This is a genomic window from Streptomyces sp. NPDC028928 (assembly GCF_055564915.1).
Genome location: NZ_JBVHVI010000002.1, coordinates 251,453 through 272,897 on the forward strand (window position 1 = coordinate 251,453; position 21,445 = coordinate 272,897).

At 71.7% G+C, this 21,445-nt stretch carries 16 protein-coding genes; 12 read left to right on the forward strand and 4 right to left on the reverse strand.

What is annotated here, in order from left to right:
* Nucleotides 1–13 precede the first annotated feature (13 nt).
* From ACZ4U1_RS07030 to ACZ4U1_RS07040, 3 genes are read left to right on the forward strand one after another with little or no spacing between them, the layout of a single operon-like run.
* Complete coding sequence (locus ACZ4U1_RS07030) at nt 14–1,474, forward strand: sodium:solute symporter family protein (protein WP_467900577.1); 1,461 nt, start codon at nt 14–16, stop codon at nt 1,472–1,474.
* Nucleotides 1,475–1,530: 56 nt separating this feature from the next.
* On the forward strand, nt 1,531–2,511 hold the full coding sequence (gene speB, locus ACZ4U1_RS07035; RefSeq protein WP_467900580.1) for an agmatinase: 981 nt from the start codon (nt 1,531–1,533) through the stop codon (nt 2,509–2,511).
* The gene (locus ACZ4U1_RS07040) at nt 2,508–4,193 is read left to right on the forward strand and encodes a thiamine pyrophosphate-binding protein (protein WP_467900582.1); all 1,686 of its coding nucleotides are present in this window, start codon (nt 2,508–2,510) and stop codon (nt 4,191–4,193) included. The genes speB and ACZ4U1_RS07040 overlap by 4 nt, the downstream gene beginning before the upstream one ends.
* Here the strand turns inward: ACZ4U1_RS07040 and ACZ4U1_RS07045 are convergent, their stop codons facing one another.
* A complete protein-coding gene (locus tag ACZ4U1_RS07045; RefSeq protein ID WP_467900585.1) occupies nt 4,194–4,592 on the reverse strand; it encodes an ATP-binding protein in 399 nt (132 codons plus the stop codon).
* A gap of 201 nt (nt 4,593–4,793) precedes the next feature.
* Between ACZ4U1_RS07045 and ACZ4U1_RS07050 the strand changes: the two genes are divergently transcribed.
* Entirely contained in the window at nt 4,794–5,552 is a 759-nt protein-coding gene (locus ACZ4U1_RS07050) for a GntR family transcriptional regulator (RefSeq protein ID WP_467901450.1), read from the forward strand.
* Nucleotides 5,553–5,600: 48 nt separating this feature from the next.
* Here the strand turns inward: ACZ4U1_RS07050 and ACZ4U1_RS07055 are convergent, their stop codons facing one another.
* Nucleotides 5,601–5,957 carry a peptidase inhibitor family I36 protein gene (locus tag ACZ4U1_RS07055; RefSeq protein ID WP_467900587.1) on the reverse strand — a complete coding sequence of 119 codons (357 nt, stop codon included), beginning with the start codon at nt 5,955–5,957 and terminating at the stop codon, nt 5,601–5,603.
* Between the two features lie 166 nt (nt 5,958–6,123).
* Here ACZ4U1_RS07055 and ACZ4U1_RS07060 point away from each other — a divergent pair, with 166 nt between their 5' ends.
* Complete coding sequence (locus ACZ4U1_RS07060; protein ID WP_467900590.1) at nt 6,124–7,428, forward strand: hypothetical protein; 1,305 nt, start codon at nt 6,124–6,126, stop codon at nt 7,426–7,428.
* On the opposite strand, the gene ACZ4U1_RS07065 is transcribed toward ACZ4U1_RS07060, so the two are convergent.
* Entirely contained in the window at nt 7,425–9,578 is a 2,154-nt protein-coding gene (locus tag ACZ4U1_RS07065) for a mannosyltransferase YkcB-related protein (RefSeq protein WP_467900593.1), read from the reverse strand. The two genes, ACZ4U1_RS07060 and ACZ4U1_RS07065, sit on opposite strands and share 4 nt — an antisense overlap.
* Before the next feature lie 204 nt (nt 9,579–9,782).
* Between ACZ4U1_RS07065 and ACZ4U1_RS07070 the strand changes: the two genes are divergently transcribed.
* From ACZ4U1_RS07070 to ACZ4U1_RS07090, 5 genes are all read left to right on the forward strand, one after another.
* Nucleotides 9,783–10,706 (forward strand): serine hydrolase, encoded by a 924-nt coding sequence (locus tag ACZ4U1_RS07070; RefSeq protein WP_467900595.1) that lies wholly within the window; start codon nt 9,783–9,785, stop codon nt 10,704–10,706.
* 74 nt (nt 10,707–10,780) lie between these two features.
* A complete protein-coding gene (locus tag ACZ4U1_RS07075; protein WP_467900597.1) occupies nt 10,781–11,704 on the forward strand; it encodes a serine hydrolase in 924 nt (307 codons plus the stop codon).
* A 93-nt stretch (nt 11,705–11,797) separates the two neighbouring features.
* Nucleotides 11,798–15,517, forward strand: coding sequence for an ABC transporter ATP-binding protein (locus tag ACZ4U1_RS07080; RefSeq protein WP_467900600.1), 3,720 nt, complete (start codon nt 11,798–11,800; stop codon nt 15,515–15,517).
* Nucleotides 15,518–15,629: 112 nt separating this feature from the next.
* A complete protein-coding gene (locus tag ACZ4U1_RS07085) occupies nt 15,630–16,022 on the forward strand; it encodes a hypothetical protein (protein ID WP_467900602.1) in 393 nt (130 codons plus the stop codon).
* 102 nt (nt 16,023–16,124) lie between these two features.
* On the forward strand, nt 16,125–17,540 hold the full coding sequence (locus ACZ4U1_RS07090; RefSeq protein WP_467900605.1) for a S28 family serine protease: 1,416 nt from the start codon (nt 16,125–16,127) through the stop codon (nt 17,538–17,540).
* An 8-nt stretch (nt 17,541–17,548) separates the two neighbouring features.
* Here the strand turns inward: ACZ4U1_RS07090 and ACZ4U1_RS07095 are convergent, their stop codons facing one another.
* Nucleotides 17,549–19,390, reverse strand: a complete 1,842-nt coding sequence (locus tag ACZ4U1_RS07095) for a glycoside hydrolase family 3 protein (RefSeq protein ID WP_467900608.1) — start codon at nt 19,388–19,390, stop codon at nt 17,549–17,551.
* 187 nt (nt 19,391–19,577) lie between these two features.
* Between ACZ4U1_RS07095 and aroA the strand changes: the two genes are divergently transcribed.
* The gene (aroA, locus tag ACZ4U1_RS07100; protein ID WP_467900610.1) at nt 19,578–20,813 is read left to right on the forward strand and encodes a 3-phosphoshikimate 1-carboxyvinyltransferase; all 1,236 of its coding nucleotides are present in this window, start codon (nt 19,578–19,580) and stop codon (nt 20,811–20,813) included.
* A gap of 43 nt (nt 20,814–20,856) precedes the next feature.
* Nucleotides 20,857–21,445: RBBP9/YdeN family alpha/beta hydrolase (locus ACZ4U1_RS07105; protein WP_467900612.1), on the forward strand; the 589-nt coding region annotated here is incomplete at its 3' end.

Genomic DNA, 21,445 nt, shown 5'->3' on the forward strand with positions numbered 1-21,445 from the left:
GGAGGGCCGCCCCATGGCCGTCGACTACACAGTGATCGTCGTCTATCTCGCCGGCATGCTGGCGATGGGCTGGTGGGGCATGCGCCGCGCCCGGTCCAAGAGCGAGTTCCTGGTGGCCGGCCGGCGCCTCGGCCCCGCGATGTACTCCGGCACCATGGCGGCGATCGTCCTCGGCGGCGCCTCCACCATCGGCGGGGTCGGCCTCGGCTACCGGTACGGCCTCTCCGGCGCCTGGATGGTCTTCACCATCGGCCTCGGCCTGCTCGCCCTGTCGGTCTTCTTCTCGGCCCGCATCGCCCGCCTGAAGGTCTACACCGTCTCCGAGATGCTCGACCTGCGCTACGGCGGACGGGCGGGCGTGATCTCCGGCGTGGTCATGTGGGCGTACACCCTGATGCTGGCCGTCACCTCGACCATCGCCTACGCCACGATCTTCGACGTCCTCTTCGACCTGAACCGCACGGTCGCGATCGTCCTCGGCGGCTCGATCGTCGTCGCCTACTCGACCCTCGGCGGCATGTGGTCCATCACGCTGACCGACATGGTCCAGTTCGTGGTCAAGACGATCGGCGTGCTCCTGCTCCTGCTGCCGATCGCCGTCGTCAAGGCGGGCGGCTTCGGCGAGATGAAGGCGAAGCTGCCGGCGTCGTACTTCGACCCGCTGGGCATCGGCGGCGAGACGATCTTCACCTACGTCCTGATCTACACCTTCGGCATGCTGATCGGCCAGGACATCTGGCAGCGCGTGTTCACCGCCCGCAGCGACAGGACCGCCAGGTGGGGCGGCACGGCGGCCGGAACCTACTGTCTCGCCTACGCCCTCGCCGGCGCGGTGATCGGCACCGCCGCCAAGGTGCTCTACCCGAAGCTGGGCAGCCCCGACGACGCCTTCGCCACCATCGTCAAGGACGAACTCCCCGTCGGCGTGCGCGGCCTGGTGCTGGCCGCCGCCCTGGCCGCCGTGATGTCCACCTCCTCCGGCGCCCTGATCGCCTGCGCCACGGTCGCCAACAACGACATCTGGTCGCGGCTGCGGGGCATCGCCAACCGCTCCGGGGACCACGACGAGGTCAAGGGCAACCGCGCCTTCATCCTGGTCATGGGCGTCGGGGTGATCGGTACCGCGATCGCGCTGAACAACGTGGTCGAGGCGCTCACCGTCGCCTACAACCTCCTCGTCGGCGGCCTGCTCGTGCCGATCCTCGGCGGCCTGCTGTGGAAGCGCGGCACGGTCCAGGGCGCGCTGGCCTCGGTGATCGTCGGCGGTCTCGCCGTGATCGGCCTGATGGCCGGCTACGGCATCCTCGCCAACGAGCCCGTCTACTACGGCCTGTCGGCCTCCCTCGTGGCCTACCTCGCCGTCTCCCTGGCGACCCGGCCCACCGACGAGACGGTCCTCGCCACCTGGCGCGAACGCCTCGCCGGCGGCCCGTCCTCCGAACTTCCGTCCGAACCGGTCCCGGCTCACCAGTAGAGTCGTAGGGATAGCAGTACATGCGCGACGAAGCGCAAGAAAGAAGGCATTTCATCATGAGCAGCAACGAGACGCCCCGCGGCCCCGTCGACTCCTCCCGCATCCCGCGGTACGCCGGGCCCGCGACCTTCGCCCGGCTGCCCCGCCTGGACGAGGTCGGCACCGCCGACGTCGCCGTGGTCGGCGTGCCGTTCGACTCCGGCGTCTCGTACCGGCCGGGCGCCCGCTTCGGCGGCAACGCCATCCGCGAGGCGTCCCGGCTGCTGCGCCCGTACAACCCGGCGCAGGACGCCTCCCCGTTCGCCCTGGCCCAGGTCGCGGACGGCGGCGACATCGCTGTGAACCCGTTCAACATCAACGAGGCCGTCGAGACCATCGAGGCCGCGGCCGACGACCTCCTCGGCACCGGCGCCCGCCTGATGACCCTGGGCGGCGACCACACCATCGCCCTCCCGCTCCTGCGCTCGGTCGCGAAGAAGCACGGCCCGGTCGCCCTGCTCCACTTCGACGCCCACCTGGACACCTGGGACACCTACTTCGGCGCCGAGTACACGCACGGCACCCCGTTCCGCCGCGCGGTCGAGGAGGGCATCCTCGACACCGAGGCGCTCTCCCACGTCGGCACCCGCGGCCCGCTGTACGGCAAGCAGGACCTGACCGACGACGAGAAGATGGGCTTCGGCATCGTCACCTCGGCCGACATCTACCGCCGGGGCGCCGACGAGGTCGCCGACCAGCTGCGCCAGCGCATCGGCGACCGCCCGCTGTACATCTCCATCGACATCGACTGCCTGGACCCGGCGCACGCGCCCGGCACGGGTACGCCGGAGGCGGGCGGCATGACCTCCCGCGAGCTGCTGGAGATCCTGCGCGGTCTGGCGTCGTGCAACCTGGTGTCGGCGGACGTGGTCGAGGTGGCGCCGGCGTACGACCACGCCGAGATCACCTCGGTGGCGGCCTCCCACACGGCGTACGAACTGACCACCATCATGAGCCGCCAGATCGCGGCGGCCCGGAAGGACGCGGAAGCGAAGTGACCCACGACCACGACCTGGTACTCCGCCCGACCGACCAGCAGACGGCGGCCGCGCTGAACCCCCCTCCCGGCCGGAACGGCGGAGACCTGGTCGTGGAGACGCTGACCGGGCTCGGCGCGACCACGGTCTTCGGCCTGCCCGGCCAGCACGCGCTCGGCATGTTCGACGCGCTACGGCGTTCTTCCCTGCGCTACGTGGGCCTGCGGGTGGAGAACAACGCGGGCTTCGCGGCCGACGCGTACGGCAGGATCACGGGAGAGGCGGCCCCGCTGCTGCTCTCCACGGGCCCGGGCGCCCTGACCTCCCTGGCCGCGCTCCAGGAGGCGGCGGCCGCCTCCGCCCCCGTGCTGGCGATCAGCAGCCAGATCCCGACGGCGGGCCTGGGCGGTGCCCGCAAGGGCTACCTGCACGAACTGCCCGACCAGTCGGCGTCGTTCCGCGGCGTGGTGAAGTCGGTCCACACGGTCCGCACCCAGTCCCAGATCCCGTCGGCGATCGCGGCGGCCTGGAAGTCGGCCCTGACGGCCCCGCACGGCCCGGTGTGGGTGGAGATCCCGCAGGACGTCCTCCTGTCCCCGACCGCGCTGCCGGTGGTGACGGCGATGGACGCGACACCGGACGACGTCGTCCCGCGCCCCGAACTGACGGCACTCGCAGCCCACCTGCTCTCGCACGCGGCCCGCCCGGCGATCATCGCGGGCGGCGGCGTCGTACGGTCGGATGCTTCCGGGAAGCTGAGGGCGCTGGCCGAGAAACTGAACGCGCCGGTCGTTACCACGTTCGGCGGCAAGGGCGCGTTCCCCTGGAACCACCCCCTCTCGCTCCAGTCCTGGCTGGAGGACCGGCACACGACGGACTTCCTGGAGGACGCGGACGTCCTGCTGGTGGTCGGGTCGGGACTGGGCGAACTCTCCTCGAACTACCACACGTTCAAGCCCCGCGGCCGAGTGATCCAGATCGAGGCCGACCTCGGCAAACTGGAGTCCAACCACCCGGCCGTGGGCATCCACGCGGACGCCCGCCTGGCGCTCCAGGCGCTGCTGGAGACGGTGGAGGAGCGGAAGGACGACACGGCACGGCAGCGGGTCCGTGACCTCCTGTCCCGAGTCTCGGAGCGCATCGCCTCCCAGGACCTGACCCTGGAGCAGCAGGTCCTGGCCTCGGTCCGCCGCGCCCTGCCCTCCGACTCCCCGTCCTTCTGGGACATGACGATCCTGGCCTACTGGGCCTGGTCGGCCTTCGACGCCCAGGGCCCCAACACCATGCACTCCGCCCAGGGCGCGGGCGGCCTCGGCTACGGCTTTCCGGCGGCCCTGGGCGCGGCGGCGGCGGACCCGACCCGCCCGGTGCTGGCGGTCTCGGGCGACGGCGGAGCCCTCTACTCGATCGCCGAACTGGCCACGGCCCGCCAGTACGACCTCCCGGTCACCTGGCTGATCGTCGACGACGGCGGCTACGGCATCCTCCGCGAGTACATGACGGACGCCTTCGGCCAGGCGACGGCGACGGAACTGACCCGCCCGGACTACGTCGCCCTGGCGGAGTCCTTCGGTGTACCGGGGGTCCGTACGACGCCGGAGACGCTGGAGGAGGACCTGAGGAAGGCGTTGTCGACGCCGGGCCCGTCGGTGGTCGTCCTCCCGGCGGTCCTACGGATGTTCGCGCCGACGCATCTGGACTGATCAGGCGGGCGGCAGCATCAGCTCGGCCCAGGTCGCCTTGCCGATGCCGTGCCGACGGGGGCAGCAGCCCCAACGCACCGCGAGTGCGCTGACGATGGCGAGTCCGCGCCCCTGCTCGTCATCGGCCTCCGCCGTCCTCGGCACCGGCCTGCCGGAGTTGGCGTCAGCGACCTCCATGCGCAGCCGGCCGTCGTACTGGGCGAGGCGCACGCCGATCTCCCGGCCGGGCGGTCTGCGGGCGTGCCGGATGGCGTTGCTCATCAGCTCCGAGAGCAACAGCTCGGCGGCCTCGGCGATTTCACCGTCGATCTTCCATTCGGTGAGTTGCGTGCGGAGAAGCGCGCGGGCGCGTCCGGCGCTGCGTGGGCCGTGGGGTAAGCGCCACTGGACTTCGGTCATGAGGGGGCCTCCGAGGTGATCAGGTGGCTGACGCGGGCTGCTACATCTCTAGAGATGTGTGAAGTAAAGCGCTCTGCGTATCTCCGCGCAATGCATCTCTAGAGATGTGACGGCTGGTGGTCGAATTCGGACGCCGTCTGACTGCGGCTGCGAGGCCTCTGATGCCTAGGATGTCTAGAGATGATCGGAGGAGAGGTCTGGATGAGCAGCCGGGAGACGGGGCGGCAGCCCAAGTACCAGCGGATCGCTGCGGAACTCCGCGCGGCGGTCGAGGCCGGTCGGTACGGTCCGGGGGACCGGTTGCCCGGTGAGAACGACCTGATGGCCGAACACGGTGTCGCCCGGATGACGGCGCGGCAGGCGCTGGGCGTACTCCAGGCGGAGGGCATCGCGGAAGCCCGTAAGGGTGCCGGGGTGTTCGTCCGGGACTTCAGGCCCATCCGGCGCCGGGGTATCGAGCGGCTCGCGCGTGCGCAGTGGGCCGAGGGGCGCTCCATCTGGTCGGCCGACATCGGGGACCGGGAGCTGGTGGTGGACTCGGTGGAGGTGACGGAGGAGCCGGCGCCCGCTGCCGTGGCGGCGGTCCTGGAGCTCGGCGAGGACGCGTCCGCGTGTGTCCGGCGGCGCCGCTTCGTGCTCGACGGCAAGCCGGTGCTGCTGTCCACGTCCTACCTGTCGGCCGACACCGTCGCGGGCACACCGATCACTCAGCCGGAGACCGGCCCCGGCGGTACGTACGCGAGGCTCGCGGAGCTGGGGCGCGGGCCCGTCCGGTTCCGGGAGGAGATCCGGTCCCGGATGCCCGGGCGGGAGGAAGCCGAGCGCCTGGCACTCCCTGCGGGTGTGCCGGTCGTGCTGATCGCACGGACTGCCTACGACGCCGAAGGGCTCGTGGTGGAGGTCAACGAGATGGTGCTGGATTCGTCGGTCTATGTCCTGGAGTACGACTTCGAGGCCTGAGGCGGGAGTTGGGGCCGCCTCAGGCCTCGTCGTCTCGTTCGGCGCGGGTCAGCAGCCGCCCGGCCCCACCCCGTCCATCCGGCCGCCGAAGTCGCCCCGGTACTGGGAGCGCCAGTCGCCGTTGAAGACGTCCCGCTTCTCCACCGGGCCCCAGTTGATGAAGCAGGCGCGGGTCGAGGCGACGAAGGAGCCCACGCGGTCGTGGAGGTTGGGCGGCAGGTCGCGGTAGCCGCTGCGGGCCGTCCACTCCCAGTAGTCGCCGCCGAAGCCCTCGCCGCTCCAGAAGCAGACGGAGCCGTCGGGACAGGCGGGCTGGGCGGCGCGGGCCGTCGCGGTCTGGGCGGGCAGCAGTACGGCGGTCAACGCGAGGGCGGCGGCCAGCGTCCAGGAGCGGAGCTGCTTCATGGCTCTCCAGAGGGGGAGTCGGGGCGCCCGGCCGTGCACCGGGCACCGCCATGGTGGGGGCCGGCCACCGGGACACGCCCGGGAGCAAGATCGCTGTCGCTGGTGTGAGGGAAGAAGTGGGACTAGTCGGACCGCAGGCACCCCTTCGCTGTCTACCCTCGTTGGCATGAGCATTTCCATCAGGCTTCGGCTGCCCAGAGTGCATCTGGCGGTCGGCCTCACCTTCGGCCTGCTGTTCCTCATGCTGGTCCGGGCCCAGCCCGCCGCCGCGGCCAGCACCCTGGACCCGATCGCCGACCCGGGCAGGATGTCGCTGGTGGCCGGGGACTTCGAGAGCCGCTGGCGGGCCATCGACGCCATCGAGGCGAGCGGTGCCGTGACCGCGTACGACTCGCTGACGCCCCTGCTCAGCGGTAACGGTCACAGCGGCTACCCGTACCTCTGCCACGGCAACCAGAACCTCAACACGTCGTACCGTGTCGACGGCTTCTGCTGGAACCAGGCCGACGACACGACCGGCGAGTGGGTGCCCCAGGGCATCACCGGCTCGCATGACGCCCAGCCCGGCGGCACCTGGCTGAACAAGTACGTGTACATCGCCTCCTGGCACAGCCGGAACACCGGTTCCGACGAGTTCGCCCGGATCTCCGTCGTGGACAACAACGGCGGCGACTCCACGATCTACAACCACATCATGCTGGTCGACCCCTACTGGGACACCGACACCACGGCCAACTTCCGCGCCGTCGGCAAGGCCGGCACCGCGCTCAACGGCCACGCCGACGGGATCTCCTGGTACGGCAACAAGCTCTTCGTGGCCAGCGGACACCAGATCCAGGTCTACGACCTGCGCCACCTCTGGCGCATGTCGGGCAACACGCAGGAGTCGGTCGGCATCAGCGGCGGCAAGTCCTCCGCCCGCTGGCACAACTATGCCCTGCCCATGATCGGCCTGTACGTCAACGGCGCCAAGGGCGACCCCTGCACGGACCTCAACCCGTGCATGAACTCACTCAGCCTCGACCGCACCGGCACGGACGCGCTGATCACCACCGAGTTCCGCCGCTCGACGGGCGGCGCCCCGGTCGTCCGCTGGCCGCTGAACAGCACGGACGCGCTGCTCGACACCGACGGCAGCACCAACTACCGGGGCAGTGTCCACGCCACCGCCGGTTACCGCACCCCGGTCTGGGCGGTCCAGGGCACGGCTACCGACGGCACGTACTTCTACTTCAGCGGCACCTGTCCCGAGTACGCCGACCGCGACCCCGACGACTCGGCCACCGCCGACCTCCCGTACTGCATCCACTGGGCCAAGCCCGGCGCCTCACCACACGTCCTCACCTACGGTCCTCCCCTCATCCAGAACCTCTCCTGGGCGCCGTCGTCCGGCCGGCTGTGGGGCATCAACGAGCGCATAGCCGCAGCCCCCGGAGTCCGCTCCGTCTTCTCCCTCGATCCGCCCAACTAGCCCACTGACGACGGGTCCAGACGGTAGATCGTCGACGACTGGGTGGTCGAGGAGGTCGAAGTGGCCTTCGATGTGGCGCTCTCGCTGTACGCGCTCTCCTTCACCACCGTCCCGTGCTTCTTGACCCACGCCGTGACCTCGGAGCTGACGCTGTCGCCGCCGCCGCCAGGCCCGCCGCCCATGCCGCCGCCGAGCTGGATGTAGTGCAGCTCGCCCTTCTTCACCAGTTCCTTGAGCCGGGCCAGGGTCATCGCCTTGTCCGTGCCGGACCAGCCCCACATGGAGATCACCGGCCGGCCGCTGCTGAGGATCAGCTGGGCCGCGCCCTGGGAGTTCGACACGGCCAGGAGCCACTTGGCGCCGTCCTGGTGCTTCTTCAGGTACGCGATCAGTTCGGTGCTCGCGCCGCCCATGCCCATACCGCCGCCCATGCCGCCGTCCGTACCGCCCATGCGTCCCGGGCCGCCGCCGCTCGTGCTACCGCCGGGCTGAGCGCCCGTACCCGCCGACGCGCCCTGGTCGCCGGGCAGTTCGCCGCCCTGGCCGTCACCCGGCATGTCACCGACGGGTGCGCCGCTGGGGGCGCCGCCGCCCGGGAAGCCCCCGCCTGCCTCGGCGTTCTGTCCGCCGCCGGGGAAGCCGCCCCGGCCGTCACCGGCACCCCCACCGGCACCCCCACCCGGCCCCCCGCCGAACCCACTCCCCGTAGAAGGCCCCGCCGTGGGATTCGTGCCGCCCATGCCCCCGCCCGACCCCGACGGTACCGACCAGGCGTACGCCGCCGGTCCCGCCACCGCCGCCACCACGGCCGCCGTCAGGGACGCGGCCAGCAGCCGCGTCCGCGTGCCGGAGCGGAACAGGAGCAGTCCCGTGATCGCCGCCGCCATCAGGACGCCGACGGCCGGCCACAGCCACGTGTTCCAGCCGGAGGCCCGCCGCAGCAGCACGATCGACCAGAGCGCAGTCGCCGCGAGGGCCACCGGCAGGACCCAGGCCCAGCGGGCGTCCGTGCGGAAGGCGCGCCACAGCATCACGCCCCCGCCGCCGCACAGCGCCGCGATACCCGGGGCGAGGGCGGTCGTGTAGTACGGGTGCATCGTGCCCTCGGCCATGGCGAAGGTCAGGTAGTGCAGGGCCGTCCAGCCGCCCCACAGGAGCAGGGACGCCCGGGTGAGGTCGGTGCGCGGGGCCCGGCCGCACAGCAGCAGGCCCGCGACCAGGGCCACGGCGGAGAACGGGATCAGCCAGGAGATCTGGCCGCCGAGGATGTCGTTGAACAGGCGGCCGATGCCCGCCGTGCCGGAGAAGCCGCCGCCACCGCCGCCACCGCCCATGTTGCCCTCGCCGCCGAAGACCCGGCCGAGGCCGTTGTACCCCATGATCAGGTTCCAGGCGGTGCCGTCCGTCGAGCCGCCGATGTACGGGCGTTCGGAGGCGGGCACCAGGGACACCGCCGCCGCCCACCAGAAGCTGGACACCGCCAACACCACGGCCGCGGCGGCCGAGTTGGTCATCCGCTTCAGCAGCGGCAGCCGGGTCGCGTACACGTACACCGCGAAGACGGCGGGCAGCGCGATCCAGCCCTGCAGCATCTTGGTGTTGAAGGCGAGGCCGAAGCAGGCCGCCGAGCCGAGCAGCGGCAGCAGCCGGCCGTTCGTCACCGCGCGCAGGGCCAGGGCCGCGCCGCCGGTCATCAGCAGGACCAGCAGGGTGTCGGGGTTGTTGTCCCGGTTGATGGCGACCGTGATGGGGGTCAGGGCCAGGACCAGGGCGGACAGCGCCGCCGCCGCGTGTCCCCACACCCGCTTCACCGTCGTGTGCAGGATCCAGATCGTCGCCAGCGCGGCCGCGATCAGCGGCGCCATCATCTGCCAGGTGCCGAAGCCGAAGAGACGGCACGACAGGCCCATCACCATGAGGGCGAGGGGTGGTTTGTCGACGGTGAGGAAGTTGCCCGCGTCCAGGGAACCGAAGAACCAGGCCTTCCAGCTCTCGGTGCCGCTCAGGACGGCCGCGCTGTAGAAGCTGTTGAGGCCGGAGCCGGAGAGGTTCCAGGAGTAGAGCACCGCCGCCAGGAGCAGGGTCGCGAGCAGCGCGGGGCGCGACCAGCGGGGCGCCGGGCGGGGGAGGGGATCGGTGGCAGTCGTCACCCGTGCACCGTGCCGACCGGCGATGAGGGCGCGCTGTGGCCCGCCTGGGCGGAACCTGTGGGTCGGTGAGAGTCGGGTAAGGAACTCCCGTTCAGCGAACGCGCGTACAACTTTCGAGCGTCGTGGCGAGTCCAGTCAGACAGCGCACGGGTGCGCTCAACGGCGTTCAGGGGGACGCCCGTACGACGTTCAAGGGGACTTTCCATGACTTACCGGACACCCGGCCGGGCGGGCGTGCTCGCCGCCGCCGTCAGTGCCGCACTGCTCATACCGGCCGTGACCGCCGCCACCCCGGCCGCCGCGACCACGCCCACCGTGACCTGTACGTCCGCCACGACGGGGCTGGCCGCGAAGCTGAAGAAGGACATCACGGCCGCCCTCGCGAACCGCAAGGGCACCGTCGCCATCGGCCTGTACGACCGCAGCACCAAGACGACCTGCACCCTGCGGGCCACCAGCGCCTACGACTCGGCCAGCACCGTCAAGGTCACCGTGCTCGCCACGCTGCTGTGGGACGCCAAGAAGCACAACCGGTACCTGACGAGCACCGAGCAGTCGCTCGCCAAGGCCATGATCACCCGGTCCGACAACGACGCGACCAGCAAGCTCTGGAAGCAGCTCGGCATGACGAAGATCAAGGGCTTCCTGGCCGCCGCCGGTATGACCAAGACCGTGCCGGGCTCGGGCGGCTACTGGGGGCTCACCCAGGAGAACGTCACCGACGAGCAGAAGCTGCTCAAGCTCATCACCGCGAAGAACAGCGTGCTGAGCGACAACGCCCGGTCCTACATCCTCAAGCTGATGGGCCAGGTCGTCGCCGACCAGCGCTGGGGTACGCCCGCCGGGGCGCCCTCCTCCGTCTCCGTGCACGTGAAGAACGGCTGGCTGCAGCGCTCCACGCACGGCTGGCGGGTGCACAGCCTGGGCACCTTCAAGGGCGCCGGTCACGACTACATGATCACCGTGCTGACGCAGGACAACAGCACGATGGGTTACGGCGTGACCACCATCCAGAACGTCGCCAAGGCGATCCACAAGGACCTGGTGCCGACCACGTCCGGGGTCACCCGCTACACCCCGACCGACTCGCCGCGCGAGGCGTTCGTCGCCGTACCGCCGCAGGGCTGAGACCCGGGCGCCGCCGGGACGCACCCGGCGGCGCCCGCAGGGTGACCGAGAGACCTTCAAGGGGGAAACACGTCATGACCCACCGGGTATCCGGCCGAGCCGGGGTGCTCGCGACCGCCCTCGGTGCCACGCTGCTGGCCTCGGCCGTCACCGCCCTCCCGGCCGCGGCGGCACCCACGACCGGCGTCAGCTGCACCTCCGCCGAGGCGGGGCTCGCCGCGAAACTGAAGAAGGGCATCACGGCCGCCCTGGCCGGCCGCACGGGCACCGTCGCCGTCGGCCTGCACGACCGCGCCACCGACACGACCTGCACGCTGAACGCCGCCACCGCGTTCGACTCGGCCAGCACCGTGAAGGTCACCGTGCTCGCCACGCTGCTGTGGGACGCGAAGAAGAGCAACCGGTACCTGACCGGCACCGAGGACGAACTCGCCACGGCCATGATCACCGAGTCGGACAACGACGCGACCAGCAAGCTGTGGAAGCAGCTCGGCACGGCGAAGATCCAGGGCTTCCTGACGGCGGCCGGCATGACGAAGACCGTGCCCGGTGCGGACGGCTACTGGGGGCTCACCCAGGAGAACGTCACCGACGAGCAGAAGCTGCTGAAGCTCGTCACCGCGAAGAACAGCGTGCTGAGCGACAACGCCCGCGCCTACATCCTCAAGCTGATGGGCCAGGTCGTCGCCGACCAGCGCTGGGGTACGCCCGCCGGGGCGCCCTCCTCCGTCTCCGTGCACGTGAAGAACGGCTGGCTGCAGCGCTCCACGCACGGCTGGCGGGTGCACAGCCTGGGCACCTTCAAGGGCGCCGGTCACGACTACATGATCACCGTGCTGACGCAGGACAACAGCACCATGGACTACGGCGTGACCACCATCCAGAACGTGGCCAGGGCGATCCATGCCGACCTCGTGCCGGCCGCGCCCGGCATCACCCGCTACACCCCGACCGACTCGCCGCGCGAGGCGTTCGTCGCCGTACCGCCGCGGGGCTGACCCGGAGCACCCGCCCTTGTCGAGGCGGGATGAAATCGCACGCTGAACGCGTTGGTGTCTTCCGGAAGAGCAGGTCGAAAGGAAGGCACCGGCGTGGCAGCGGAACGGGGATGGGCCAGGCGCCTGGCGGCATACGCCTGGCGGTATCCGAAGGACGTCGTCCTCGCCCTCGGCTCCTCGCTCGCCGGCATGGCCGTCATGGCCGTGGTCCCGCTGATCACCAAGGTGATCATCGACGACGTGATCGGCGGCCACACCCGGTCCATGGCCCCCTGGGCCGGCGCCCTCATAGGCGCCGCCCTCCTCGTCTACGGCCTGACGTACATACGCCGCTTCTACGGCGGCCGGCTCGCGCTCGACGTCCAGCACGACCTGCGCACCGAGATGTACGGCACCATCACCCGGCTGGACGGCCGCCGCCAGGACGAGCTGTCCACCGGGCAGGTCGTCGGCCGTGCCACCAGCGACCTCCAGCTGATCCAGGGCCTGCTCTTCATGCTCCCGATGACCATCGGGAACGTCCTGCTCTTCCTGATCTCCCTGGTGATCATGGCGTGGCTGTCGCTGCCGCTGACCCTGGTCGCCCTGGCCGTCGCGCCCGCCCTCGGCTGGATCGCGGGGCGCAGCCGCAGCAGGCTGCACCCCGCCACCTGGTACGCCCAGGCCCAGGCCGCCGCCGTGGCCGGTGTGGTCGACGGCGCGGTGAGCGGCGTACGCGTGGTGAAGGGGTTCGGGCAGGAGGACCAGGAGACGAACAAGCTGCGCGAGGTCGGCCGCCGGCTCTTCGCGGGGCGCCTGCGCACGATCCGCCTCAACAGCAAGTACACCCCGGCCCTGCAGGCCGTCCCGGCGCTCGGCCAGGTCGCCATGCTGGCCCTCGGCGGCTGGCTCGCCGTACGCGGACACATCACGCTCGGCACCTTCGTGGCCTTCTCCACCTACCTGGCCCAGCTCGTCGGCCCGGTCCGCATGCTCGCGGTGGTCCTCACGATCGGCCAGCAGGCCCGGGCCGGCACCGAGCGCGTCCTGGAGCTGATCGACACCGAGCCGACGCTGACGGACGGCACCAAGGAGCTGCCCGCCGACGCGCCCGCGACGGTCGAGTTCGACGACGTGTCCTTCGGGTACGACCACGAGCGCCCGGTGCTGGAAGGGCTCAGCTTCGAGATCCGGTCGGGCGAGACCCTCGCCGTCGTCGGCTCCTCCGGCTCCGGCAAGTCCACTCTCTCCCTGCTCCTGCCGCGCTTCTACGACGTCACCCACGGCGCCGTCCTCATCGGCGGCCACGACGTCCGCGAGCTGACCCTGGACTCGCTGCGGGCCGCGATCGGACTGGTCCCTGAGGATTCGTTCCTCTTCTCCGACACCGTCCGCAACAACATCGCCTACGGCCGCCCCGACGCCTGCCGGGAGGAGATCGAGGCCGCCGCCCGCGCCGCCCAGGCGGATCGTTTCATCGCGGAGCTGCCCGACGGCTACGACACCAAGGTCGGCGAGCACGGCCTCACCCTCTCCGGCGGCCAGCGCCAGCGGATCGCGCTCGCCCGCGCCCTGCTCACCGACCCCCGCCTGCTGGTCCTGGACGACGCCACCTCCGCCGTGGACGCCCGCGTCGAGCACGAGATCCACGAGGCGCTCAAGCACGTCATGCAGGGCCGTACGACCCTGCTCATCGCCCACCGCCGCTCCACCCTCAACCTCGCCGACCGCATCGCCGTACTCGACGGCGGCCGGCTCGCCGACATCGGCACCCACGAGGAACTCCAGCAGCGTTCGGCCCTCTACCGCCGCCTGCTCACCGACCCGGACGAACTGGGCGGAGTCTCCCCGGGCCACGCCCGCCCGGCCGAGCCGCCGGAGGACACCTCCCTCCGCGACGAGCTGGACGCCGAGTTCGACGCCGAGCGGGGCGTGACCCCCCGCCTGTGGACCGGTGACCGCGAGCCGAAGGACCCGGCGCTGGCCGGCACCCCGGCCACTCCGGAACTGCTGGCCCAGGTGGCGGCCCTGCCCCCGGCCACCGACACCCCCGACATCGACGAGGGCCGCGCGGTCCTGCCCGAGGACTCCTACGGCCTGCGCCGCCTGCTGCGCGGCTTCGGGCTGCCGCTGCTGGTCAGCCTGCTGCTGGTCGCCGTGGACGCGGGCGCCGGCCTGCTGCTGCCGGTGCTGATCCGGCACGGCATCGACTCCGGCGTGACCAAGGCGGCGCTCGGCGCGGTCTGGTCGGCCTCCCTGCTCGGCCTGCTGACCGTGCTCGTGCAGTGGGCCGCGCAGATCGGCGAGACCCGGATGACCGGCCGTACCGGCGAACGCGTGCTGTACACGCTGCGGCTGAAGATCTTCGCGCAGCTCCAGCGGCTCGGCCTGGACTACTACGAGCGCGAGCTGACCGGCCGGATCATGACCCGGATGACCACGGACGTCGACGCGCTCTCCACCTTCCTGCAGACCGGCCTGGTCACCGCGTTCGTCTCGGTCGTCACCTTCTTCGGGATCATGGTGGCGCTGCTGGTGCTCGACCTCCAGCTCGCGCTGGTCGTCTTCGCCACCCTGCCCCCGCTGATCGTGGCTACCTTCTTCTTCCGCCGGGCGAGCGTGAAGGCGTACGAACTCGCCCGCGAGCGGGTGTCGGCGGTCAACGCCGACCTGCAGGAGACCGTGGCCGGGCTGCTGATCGTGCAGGCCTTCCGGCGGGAGCGGGACGGCGGGCGGCGGTTCACCGAGCGCAGCGACGGCTACCGGCGCGCCCGCGTCCACGGCCAGCGGCTGATATCCGTCTACTTCCCGTTCGTGCAGCTGCTGTCCTCGGTCGCCGCCGCGGCCGTGCTGATCGCGGGCGCCGGCCGGGTGGAGGCGGCCACGCTGACCACGGGCGCCCTGGTGGCCTACCTGCTCTACATCGACCTGTTCTTCGCACCGGTCCAGCAGCTCTCCCAGGTCTTCGACGGCTACCAGCAGTCCACGGTCTCGCTGCGCCGCATCCAGGAGCTGCTGCGCGAGCCGACGTCCACCAAGTCCGCCGCGGAGCCCCTGGAGGTGCTGTCCCTGCGCGGTGACATCGCCTTCGAGGGCGTGCGCTTCGCGTACGGCGACGAGGAAGAAGCCCTGACCGGCATCGACCTCACGATCCCCGCCGGGCAGACGGTCGCCTTCGTCGGCGAGACCGGCGCCGGGAAATCGACGCTGGTGAAGCTGGTGGCCCGGTTCTACGACCCGACCGCCGGGCGGGTCACGGTCGACGGCACGGACCTGCGCGCCCTGGACCTCACCTCGTACCGGCACCGGCTCGGGGTCGTGCCGCAGGAGGCGTACCTCTTCCCGGGCACCGTCCGCGACGCCATCGCCTACGGCCGCCCCGACGCCACCGACGCCGAGGTGGAGGCGGCGGCCCGCGCGGTCGGCGCGCACGAGATGATCGCCATGCTGGACGGCGGCTATCTGCACGAGGTCGCCGAGCGCGGCCGGAACCTCTCCGCGGGCCAGCGCCAGCTCATCGCCCTCGCCCGCGCCGAACTGGTCGACCCGGACATCCTGCTGCTGGACGAGGCCACGGCCGCCCTGGACCTGGCCACCGAGGCCCAGGTCAACCAGGCCACCGACCATCTGGCCGGCCGCCGTACCACCCTGGTCGTGGCCCACCGGCTGACCACGGCCGCGCGGGCGGACCGGGTGGTGGTCATGGACCACGGCCGGGTCGCCGAGGACGGCACCCACGCGGAGCTGCTGGCCCGCGGCGGCCGGTACGCAGAGCTGTGGCGGACCTTCCTCGGCCAGTCCGAGCCGGAGGAGCCGGTCGGCGCCTCCCGCTGACCCCCCCGGCTGACTCGTCCTGCTGACGGTCGTGCAACCATCCGGCACATGTGTGCGTCCGTACATCAGTACGGGCACGGGGGACGTGACCGCGGTGACGGGGAGGACGACAGTGGACAGTGGTGCGATACGCCGGCGGCTTGCGCTCGGTGCGGCCGTGCTGGCCGCGTCCGGCGCGTTGGCGTTCACGGCGGCCGGTACCGCGCAGGCCGGCTCGGCCGGCGGCTGCGCCGGGCGCGAGGTGAAGACCCTGCCGTTCAAGACCGGGGTCACCCACGTCTACAAGCGCAACGGCTACGTCTGCGCCATCACCGTCGCCCGGCGCCCCGGCGCCGTCCAGACCATGTCGGTCAGTGTGCAGGCCCGCGGCAGCCGGCCGGTCGTGGACAAGGGCCGCTACCGCTACAACGCCGGCCCGGTGACCGTGCACGCCGGGCACCGCTGCGTCTGGATCAAGGGCGCGGTGGGCCGCTACTCGAAGGACTCCGGCTGGATCCTGTGCTGAGCGTCTGACGCCGGCGCATGCGGAGCGCTCAATTCCCTCTGGTGGGACGACAGTTGCTGGGATAGCTTCCGGCGCACATCTGTCTCACAGGGGAGAGTGCGCATGCGCAAGGCGCTCAGATGGCTGCTGGCGCTCACGGTCTTCATAGGCACGCTGAGCACGGCGGCCGGCGCGGCCACCGCCGCCGAGTCCGAGCCCACCGACATCAAGGACCGGCTCCTGTCGATACCCGGCATGAGCCTGATCCAGGAGAAGCCGTACCCCGGCTACCGCTACTTCGTCCTGAACTACACCCAGCCCGTGGACCACCGCCACCCGGACCGGGGCACCTTCCAGCAGCGCATCACCGTGCTGCACAAGAACGTGAGCCGCCCGACCGTCTTCTACACCAGCGGCTACAACGTCTCCACCAACCCGTCCCGCCGCGAACCCACCCAGATCGTGGACGGCAACCAGGTCTCCCTGGAGTACCGCTTCTTCACCCCCTCCCGCCCCGCCCCGGCCGACTGGACCAAGCTCGACATCTGGCAGGCCGCGAGCGACCAGCACCGCGTGTACGAGGCGCTGAAGCCGGTCTACTCCGCCAACTGGCTGGCCACCGGCGGCTCCAAGGGCGGCATGACGGCCACCTACTACGAGCGCTTCTACCCGCACGACATGGACGGCGTGGTGGCCTACGTCGCCCCCAACGACGTCGTGAACAACGAGGACTCGGCCTACGACCGGTTCTTCGAGCGGGTCGGCACCCAGGAGTGCCGGGACCGGCTGAACGCCGTCCAGCGGGAGGCGCTGGTGCGCCGCGAGCCGCTGGAGAAGCGGTACGCGCAGTACGCCGCCGACAACGGCTACACCTTCACCACCATCGGCGGCCTCGACAGGGCGTACGAGGCGGTCGTCCTCGACTACGTCTGGGGCTTCTGGCAGTACAGCCTGCTCAAGGACTGCGACACCGTCCCGGCGCACGCGGCCACCGCGACCGACGACGAGATCTGGAACTCGGTCGACACCATCTCCGGTTTCTCCGCCTACACCGACCAGGGCCTGGAGACGTACACGCCGTACTACTACCAGGCGGGCACCCAACTGGGCGCCCCGACCATCCACTTCCCGCACATCGAGGGCAAGCTGATCCGCTACGGCTACCAGCCCCCGCGCAACTTCGTGCCCCGCTCCATCCCGATGCGCTTCCAGCCGCAGGCGATGCGCGACGTGGACACCTGGGTCCGCCACCACGCCACGCACATGCTCTTCGTCTACGGCCAGAACGACCCCTGGGGCTCCGAGCGCTTCCGGCCCGGCAAGGGCGCCCGTGACTCCTACGTCCTCACCGCGCCCGGCATGAACCACGGCGCGAACGTGGCGGGCCTGGTCCCGGACGAGAAGACCCTCGCCACGGCCCGCATCCTGAAGTGGGCGGGCCTCTCCCCGTCCGCCGTGGCCCAGGCGAAGCCGCTGGCCCGGTACGACGCGAAGCTGGACGTCCGGGACGTGGAGCGGGAGCCCGCGCTGCGCCCCTGAGACGCCGGCTAGTACGTCAGCCCGTACCCGATCGGGTACAGCACCCCGGCCGGGTCGTCCGCCCGCTGCACCGGCACCGGCAGCTTCCCGCGCGGTGCGACCCGGCCGGCGATGACCCGTGCGGCGGCGCGCAGTTCGACGTCCGTCCAGCAGTACGTGGCCAGGCAGGCCCGGACGGAGGGGAACTGCGCGACGTCGTACGGGTTGCGGATCGCCACCACGGCCACCGGCCTGCCCGTCGCGAGCAGCCGCTCCACCAGGGTCCGCTGGGCGTTGCCCGCCGTCACGTTGTACGTGCCGACGACCACCGCGTCCGCGTCCCGCGCGGCGGCGACCGCCTTGTCGATGGTCGCCGCGGAAGGTGCGGTGCCGGTGGACAGAGCGGTGGCGGTGAAGCCCAGCTCGGTGAGGGCGGCGGCCAGGACGCCGGTGGGCGGGCCGGTGGTGCCCGACGGGGAGGCGGGATCGGCGCCGACGACCAGCAGCCTGCGTTCCCTGTGGCGGTCGAAGGGCAGCGTGCCGTCCTCGTTGACCAGCAGGGTGGTGGTGCGCTCGGCGATGCGGTCGGCCGCCGCCAGGTGGGACTTGGTGCCCACCGTGCGGTCGACACCGGCGTGGCTCGCCCAGGGGTGGTCGAACAGGCCGCGCCGGGCCTTCAGGCGCAGGATGCGCAGGATCGATTCGTCCAGCCGGTCCTCGGTCAGTTCGCCCTCCTGCACGGCCTTCAGCACCGCGTGCCAGGCCACGTCGAGCGAGGGCGGGTTGAGCAGCTGGTCCACGCCGGCCTTGAGGGCGAGCACCGGAACCCGGTCGTCGCCGTACTTCGTACGCACGCCCTGCATACCGAGGGAGTCGGTGATCACCACCCCGTCGTAGCCGAGTTCCCCGCGCAGGATGCCGGTGAGGATCGGGCCGGAGAGGGTCGCCGGGTCGCCGGAGCCGTCCAGCGCCGGGAACTGGATGTGCGCGGTCATGACCGAGTCGATGCCGGCCGCGATCGCGGCCCGGAAGGGCACGGCGTCCAGCCGCTCCCACAGCTCCCGGCTGTGCGTGATGACCGGGAAGCCGTAGTGGCTGTCGACGGCGGTGTCCCCGTGGCCCGGGAAGTGCTTGGCGGTCGCCGCGACACCGGCCGCCTGATAACCCCTCACCTCGGCGGCGACCAGGGCGGCGACCGCGTCCGGGTCGGCGCCGAAGGAGCGGACGCCGATGACCGGGTTGGCCGGGTTGACGTTCACGTCGGCGTCGGGGGAGTAGTCCTGGTTGATGCCCATCGCGCGCAGCTCCGCGCCCGAGAGCCGGCCGAGCGTGCGGGCGTCGGCGCGCGAACCGCCCGCCCCGATCGCCATCGCGCCCGGGAAGAGGGTGGCGGGCTTGCCGACCCGGCACACCGCGCCGTGCTCCTGGTCGGTGGCGATGAGCACCGGCAGGCCGCGCGGCTGGTCCAGCGAGGCCTGCTGGATGCCGTTGGACAGGTCGGCGATCTGGTGCGGGTCGCGGGTGTTGTGCGCCCAGGCGAAGTAGATGATGCCGCCGACCCGGTACTCGGCGATCAGCTCGGCGGCGGTGCGGACGCCGATCTCCTTGAGGTTGGCGTCGACGTCCGCCTGGTCGGGGGCGGTGGCGGAGTGGCCGTACACCCGCATCACGAAGAGCTGGCCGACCTTCTCCTCCAGCGTCATGCGGGAGATCAGGGCGCGCAACCGGCGTTCGCCGGGGGTGCCGTGGGCGGCGGCGTGGGCGGTCGCCGGGACGGTCAGCGCGGCGCTGAGGCCCGCGGTCGCGGCGAGGACGGCGCGTCTGGACGGCCGTGCGGTGTTTCCCGTGCTGTCCGTGCTGGAGTCGTGCACGTGCGCTCCTTCCAGAGGAGAACCGCTGAAGGAAACTTCCGAGGAGTCACCAATATCCGGGAAGTTTCTTTCCGTCAAGGGAATGCACAGTAACCAGGAAGGGGCCGTCGACCGCGCATTCACGGGGGCGCGTCCAGCCCCTGGAATCCGGTCCCGGCACTCACGACGGGCCGTCATGATGGCTGCCATGCCCGCAGTCGACATCCCCGGATCCAAGTCCATCACCGCCCGCGCGCTCTTCCTCGCCGCCGCGGCCGACGGCACCAGCACCCTCCTGAGGCCCCTGCACTTCGACGACACCGAGGGCTTCGCCGAGGGCCTGACCCGGCTCGGCTACCGCGTCGCCCGTGAGCCCGGCGCCTGGCGGATCGACGGCCGCCCCGGGGGACCCGCCCACACCGAGGCCGACGTCTTCTGCCGCGACGGCGCCACCACCGCCCGCTTCCTGCCCACCCTGGCCGCCGCCGGCCACGGCACCTACCGCTTCGACGCCTCCCCGCAGATGCGCCGCCGCCCCCTCGGCCCGCTCACCCGCGCCCTGCGCGACCTCGGCGTCGACCTGCGGCACGAGCAGGCCGAGGGACACCACCCGCTCACCGTCCACGCGGCCGGCGTCGAGGGCGGCGAGGTCGTGCTGGACGCCGGCCAGTCCTCCCAGTACCTGACCGCGCTGCTGCTGCTCGGCCCGCTGACCCGCACCGGCCTGCGGATCCGGGTCACCGACCTGGTCTCGGCACCGTACGTGGAGATCACCCTCGCGATGATGCGCGCGTTCGGCGTGGACGTCGTCCGCGACGGCACGGTGTACGACGTCCCGCCCGGCGGCTACCGCGCCACCACCTACGCCATCGAACCGGACGCCTCCACCGCGAGCTACTTCTTCGCCGCGGCGGCCGTCACCCCGGGCCGCGAGATCACCGTGCCCGGCCTCGGCACCGGCGCCCTCCAGGGCGACCTGCGCTTCGTGGAGGTGCTGCGCCGGATGGGCGCGCACGTGGAGATCGCCGAGGACGCGACGACCGTACGCGGCACCGGCGAACTGCACGGCCTCACCGTGAACATGCGGGACATCTCCGACACCATGCCGACGTTGGCCGCGCTCGCGCCGTACGCCTCCGGACCGGTCCGCATCGAGGACGTCGCCAACACCCGGGTGAAGGAGTGCGACCGCCTGGAGGCCTGCGCGGACAACCTCCGGCGGCTCGGCGTGGACGTGGCGACCGGCCCCGACTGGATCGAGATCCGTCCCGGCACGCCCGCACCCGGAGCCGAGATCAAGACCTTCGGCGACCACCGCATCGTGATGTCCTTCGCCGTCACCGCCCTGCGCACCCCCGGCCTGACCTACGACGACCCCGGCTGCGTACGCAAGACCTTCCCCGGCTTCCACGAGGCCTTCGCGGCCCTGCCCGCCGCCGGCTGAGGACACACCGGCCACGGGCCACGGCCCGGAGAGGATCCCCCGCATGACCGAGCGCTCGTACCTCATCCTGCACGGCTGGCAGAACCACCGCCCGAAGCCGCACTGGCAGCACTGGCTCGCCGACCGGCTCACCGCCGCCGGCCACCGGGTCGGCTACCCGCAGCTGCCCGACGCCGACGACCCCGACCTGGACGTGTGGCTGGCCGAACTCGCCCGCCACCTGGAGGAGCTGGACGGCCCGGGGGAGCGGGTCGTGGTCGCGCACAGCCTCTCCGCCGTGCTGTGGCTGCACGCCGCCGCGCGCGGCATGAAGCAGCAGCACCTCGCCGACCGGGTGCTGCTGGTCGCACCCCCCTCCGGCTCCGTCCTCGCCCGCCACCCCGAGGTGGCCGCCTTCGTCCCGCCCCCGCCCGACTTCACCCTGCCCGGCCCGACCCGGCTGGTCGCGGGCGACGACGACCCGTACTGCCCCGAGGGCGCGGGCCCCCTCTACGCCGAGCCCCTCGGCATCCCCGCCGACACCCTGCCCGGCGCCGCCCACCTCGACCTGGACGCCGGGTACGGCCCCTGGCCGGCCGTCCTGCACTGGTGCGCCGACGGCACGACCCCCCTCACGGCCCGTCCGGTGCCCA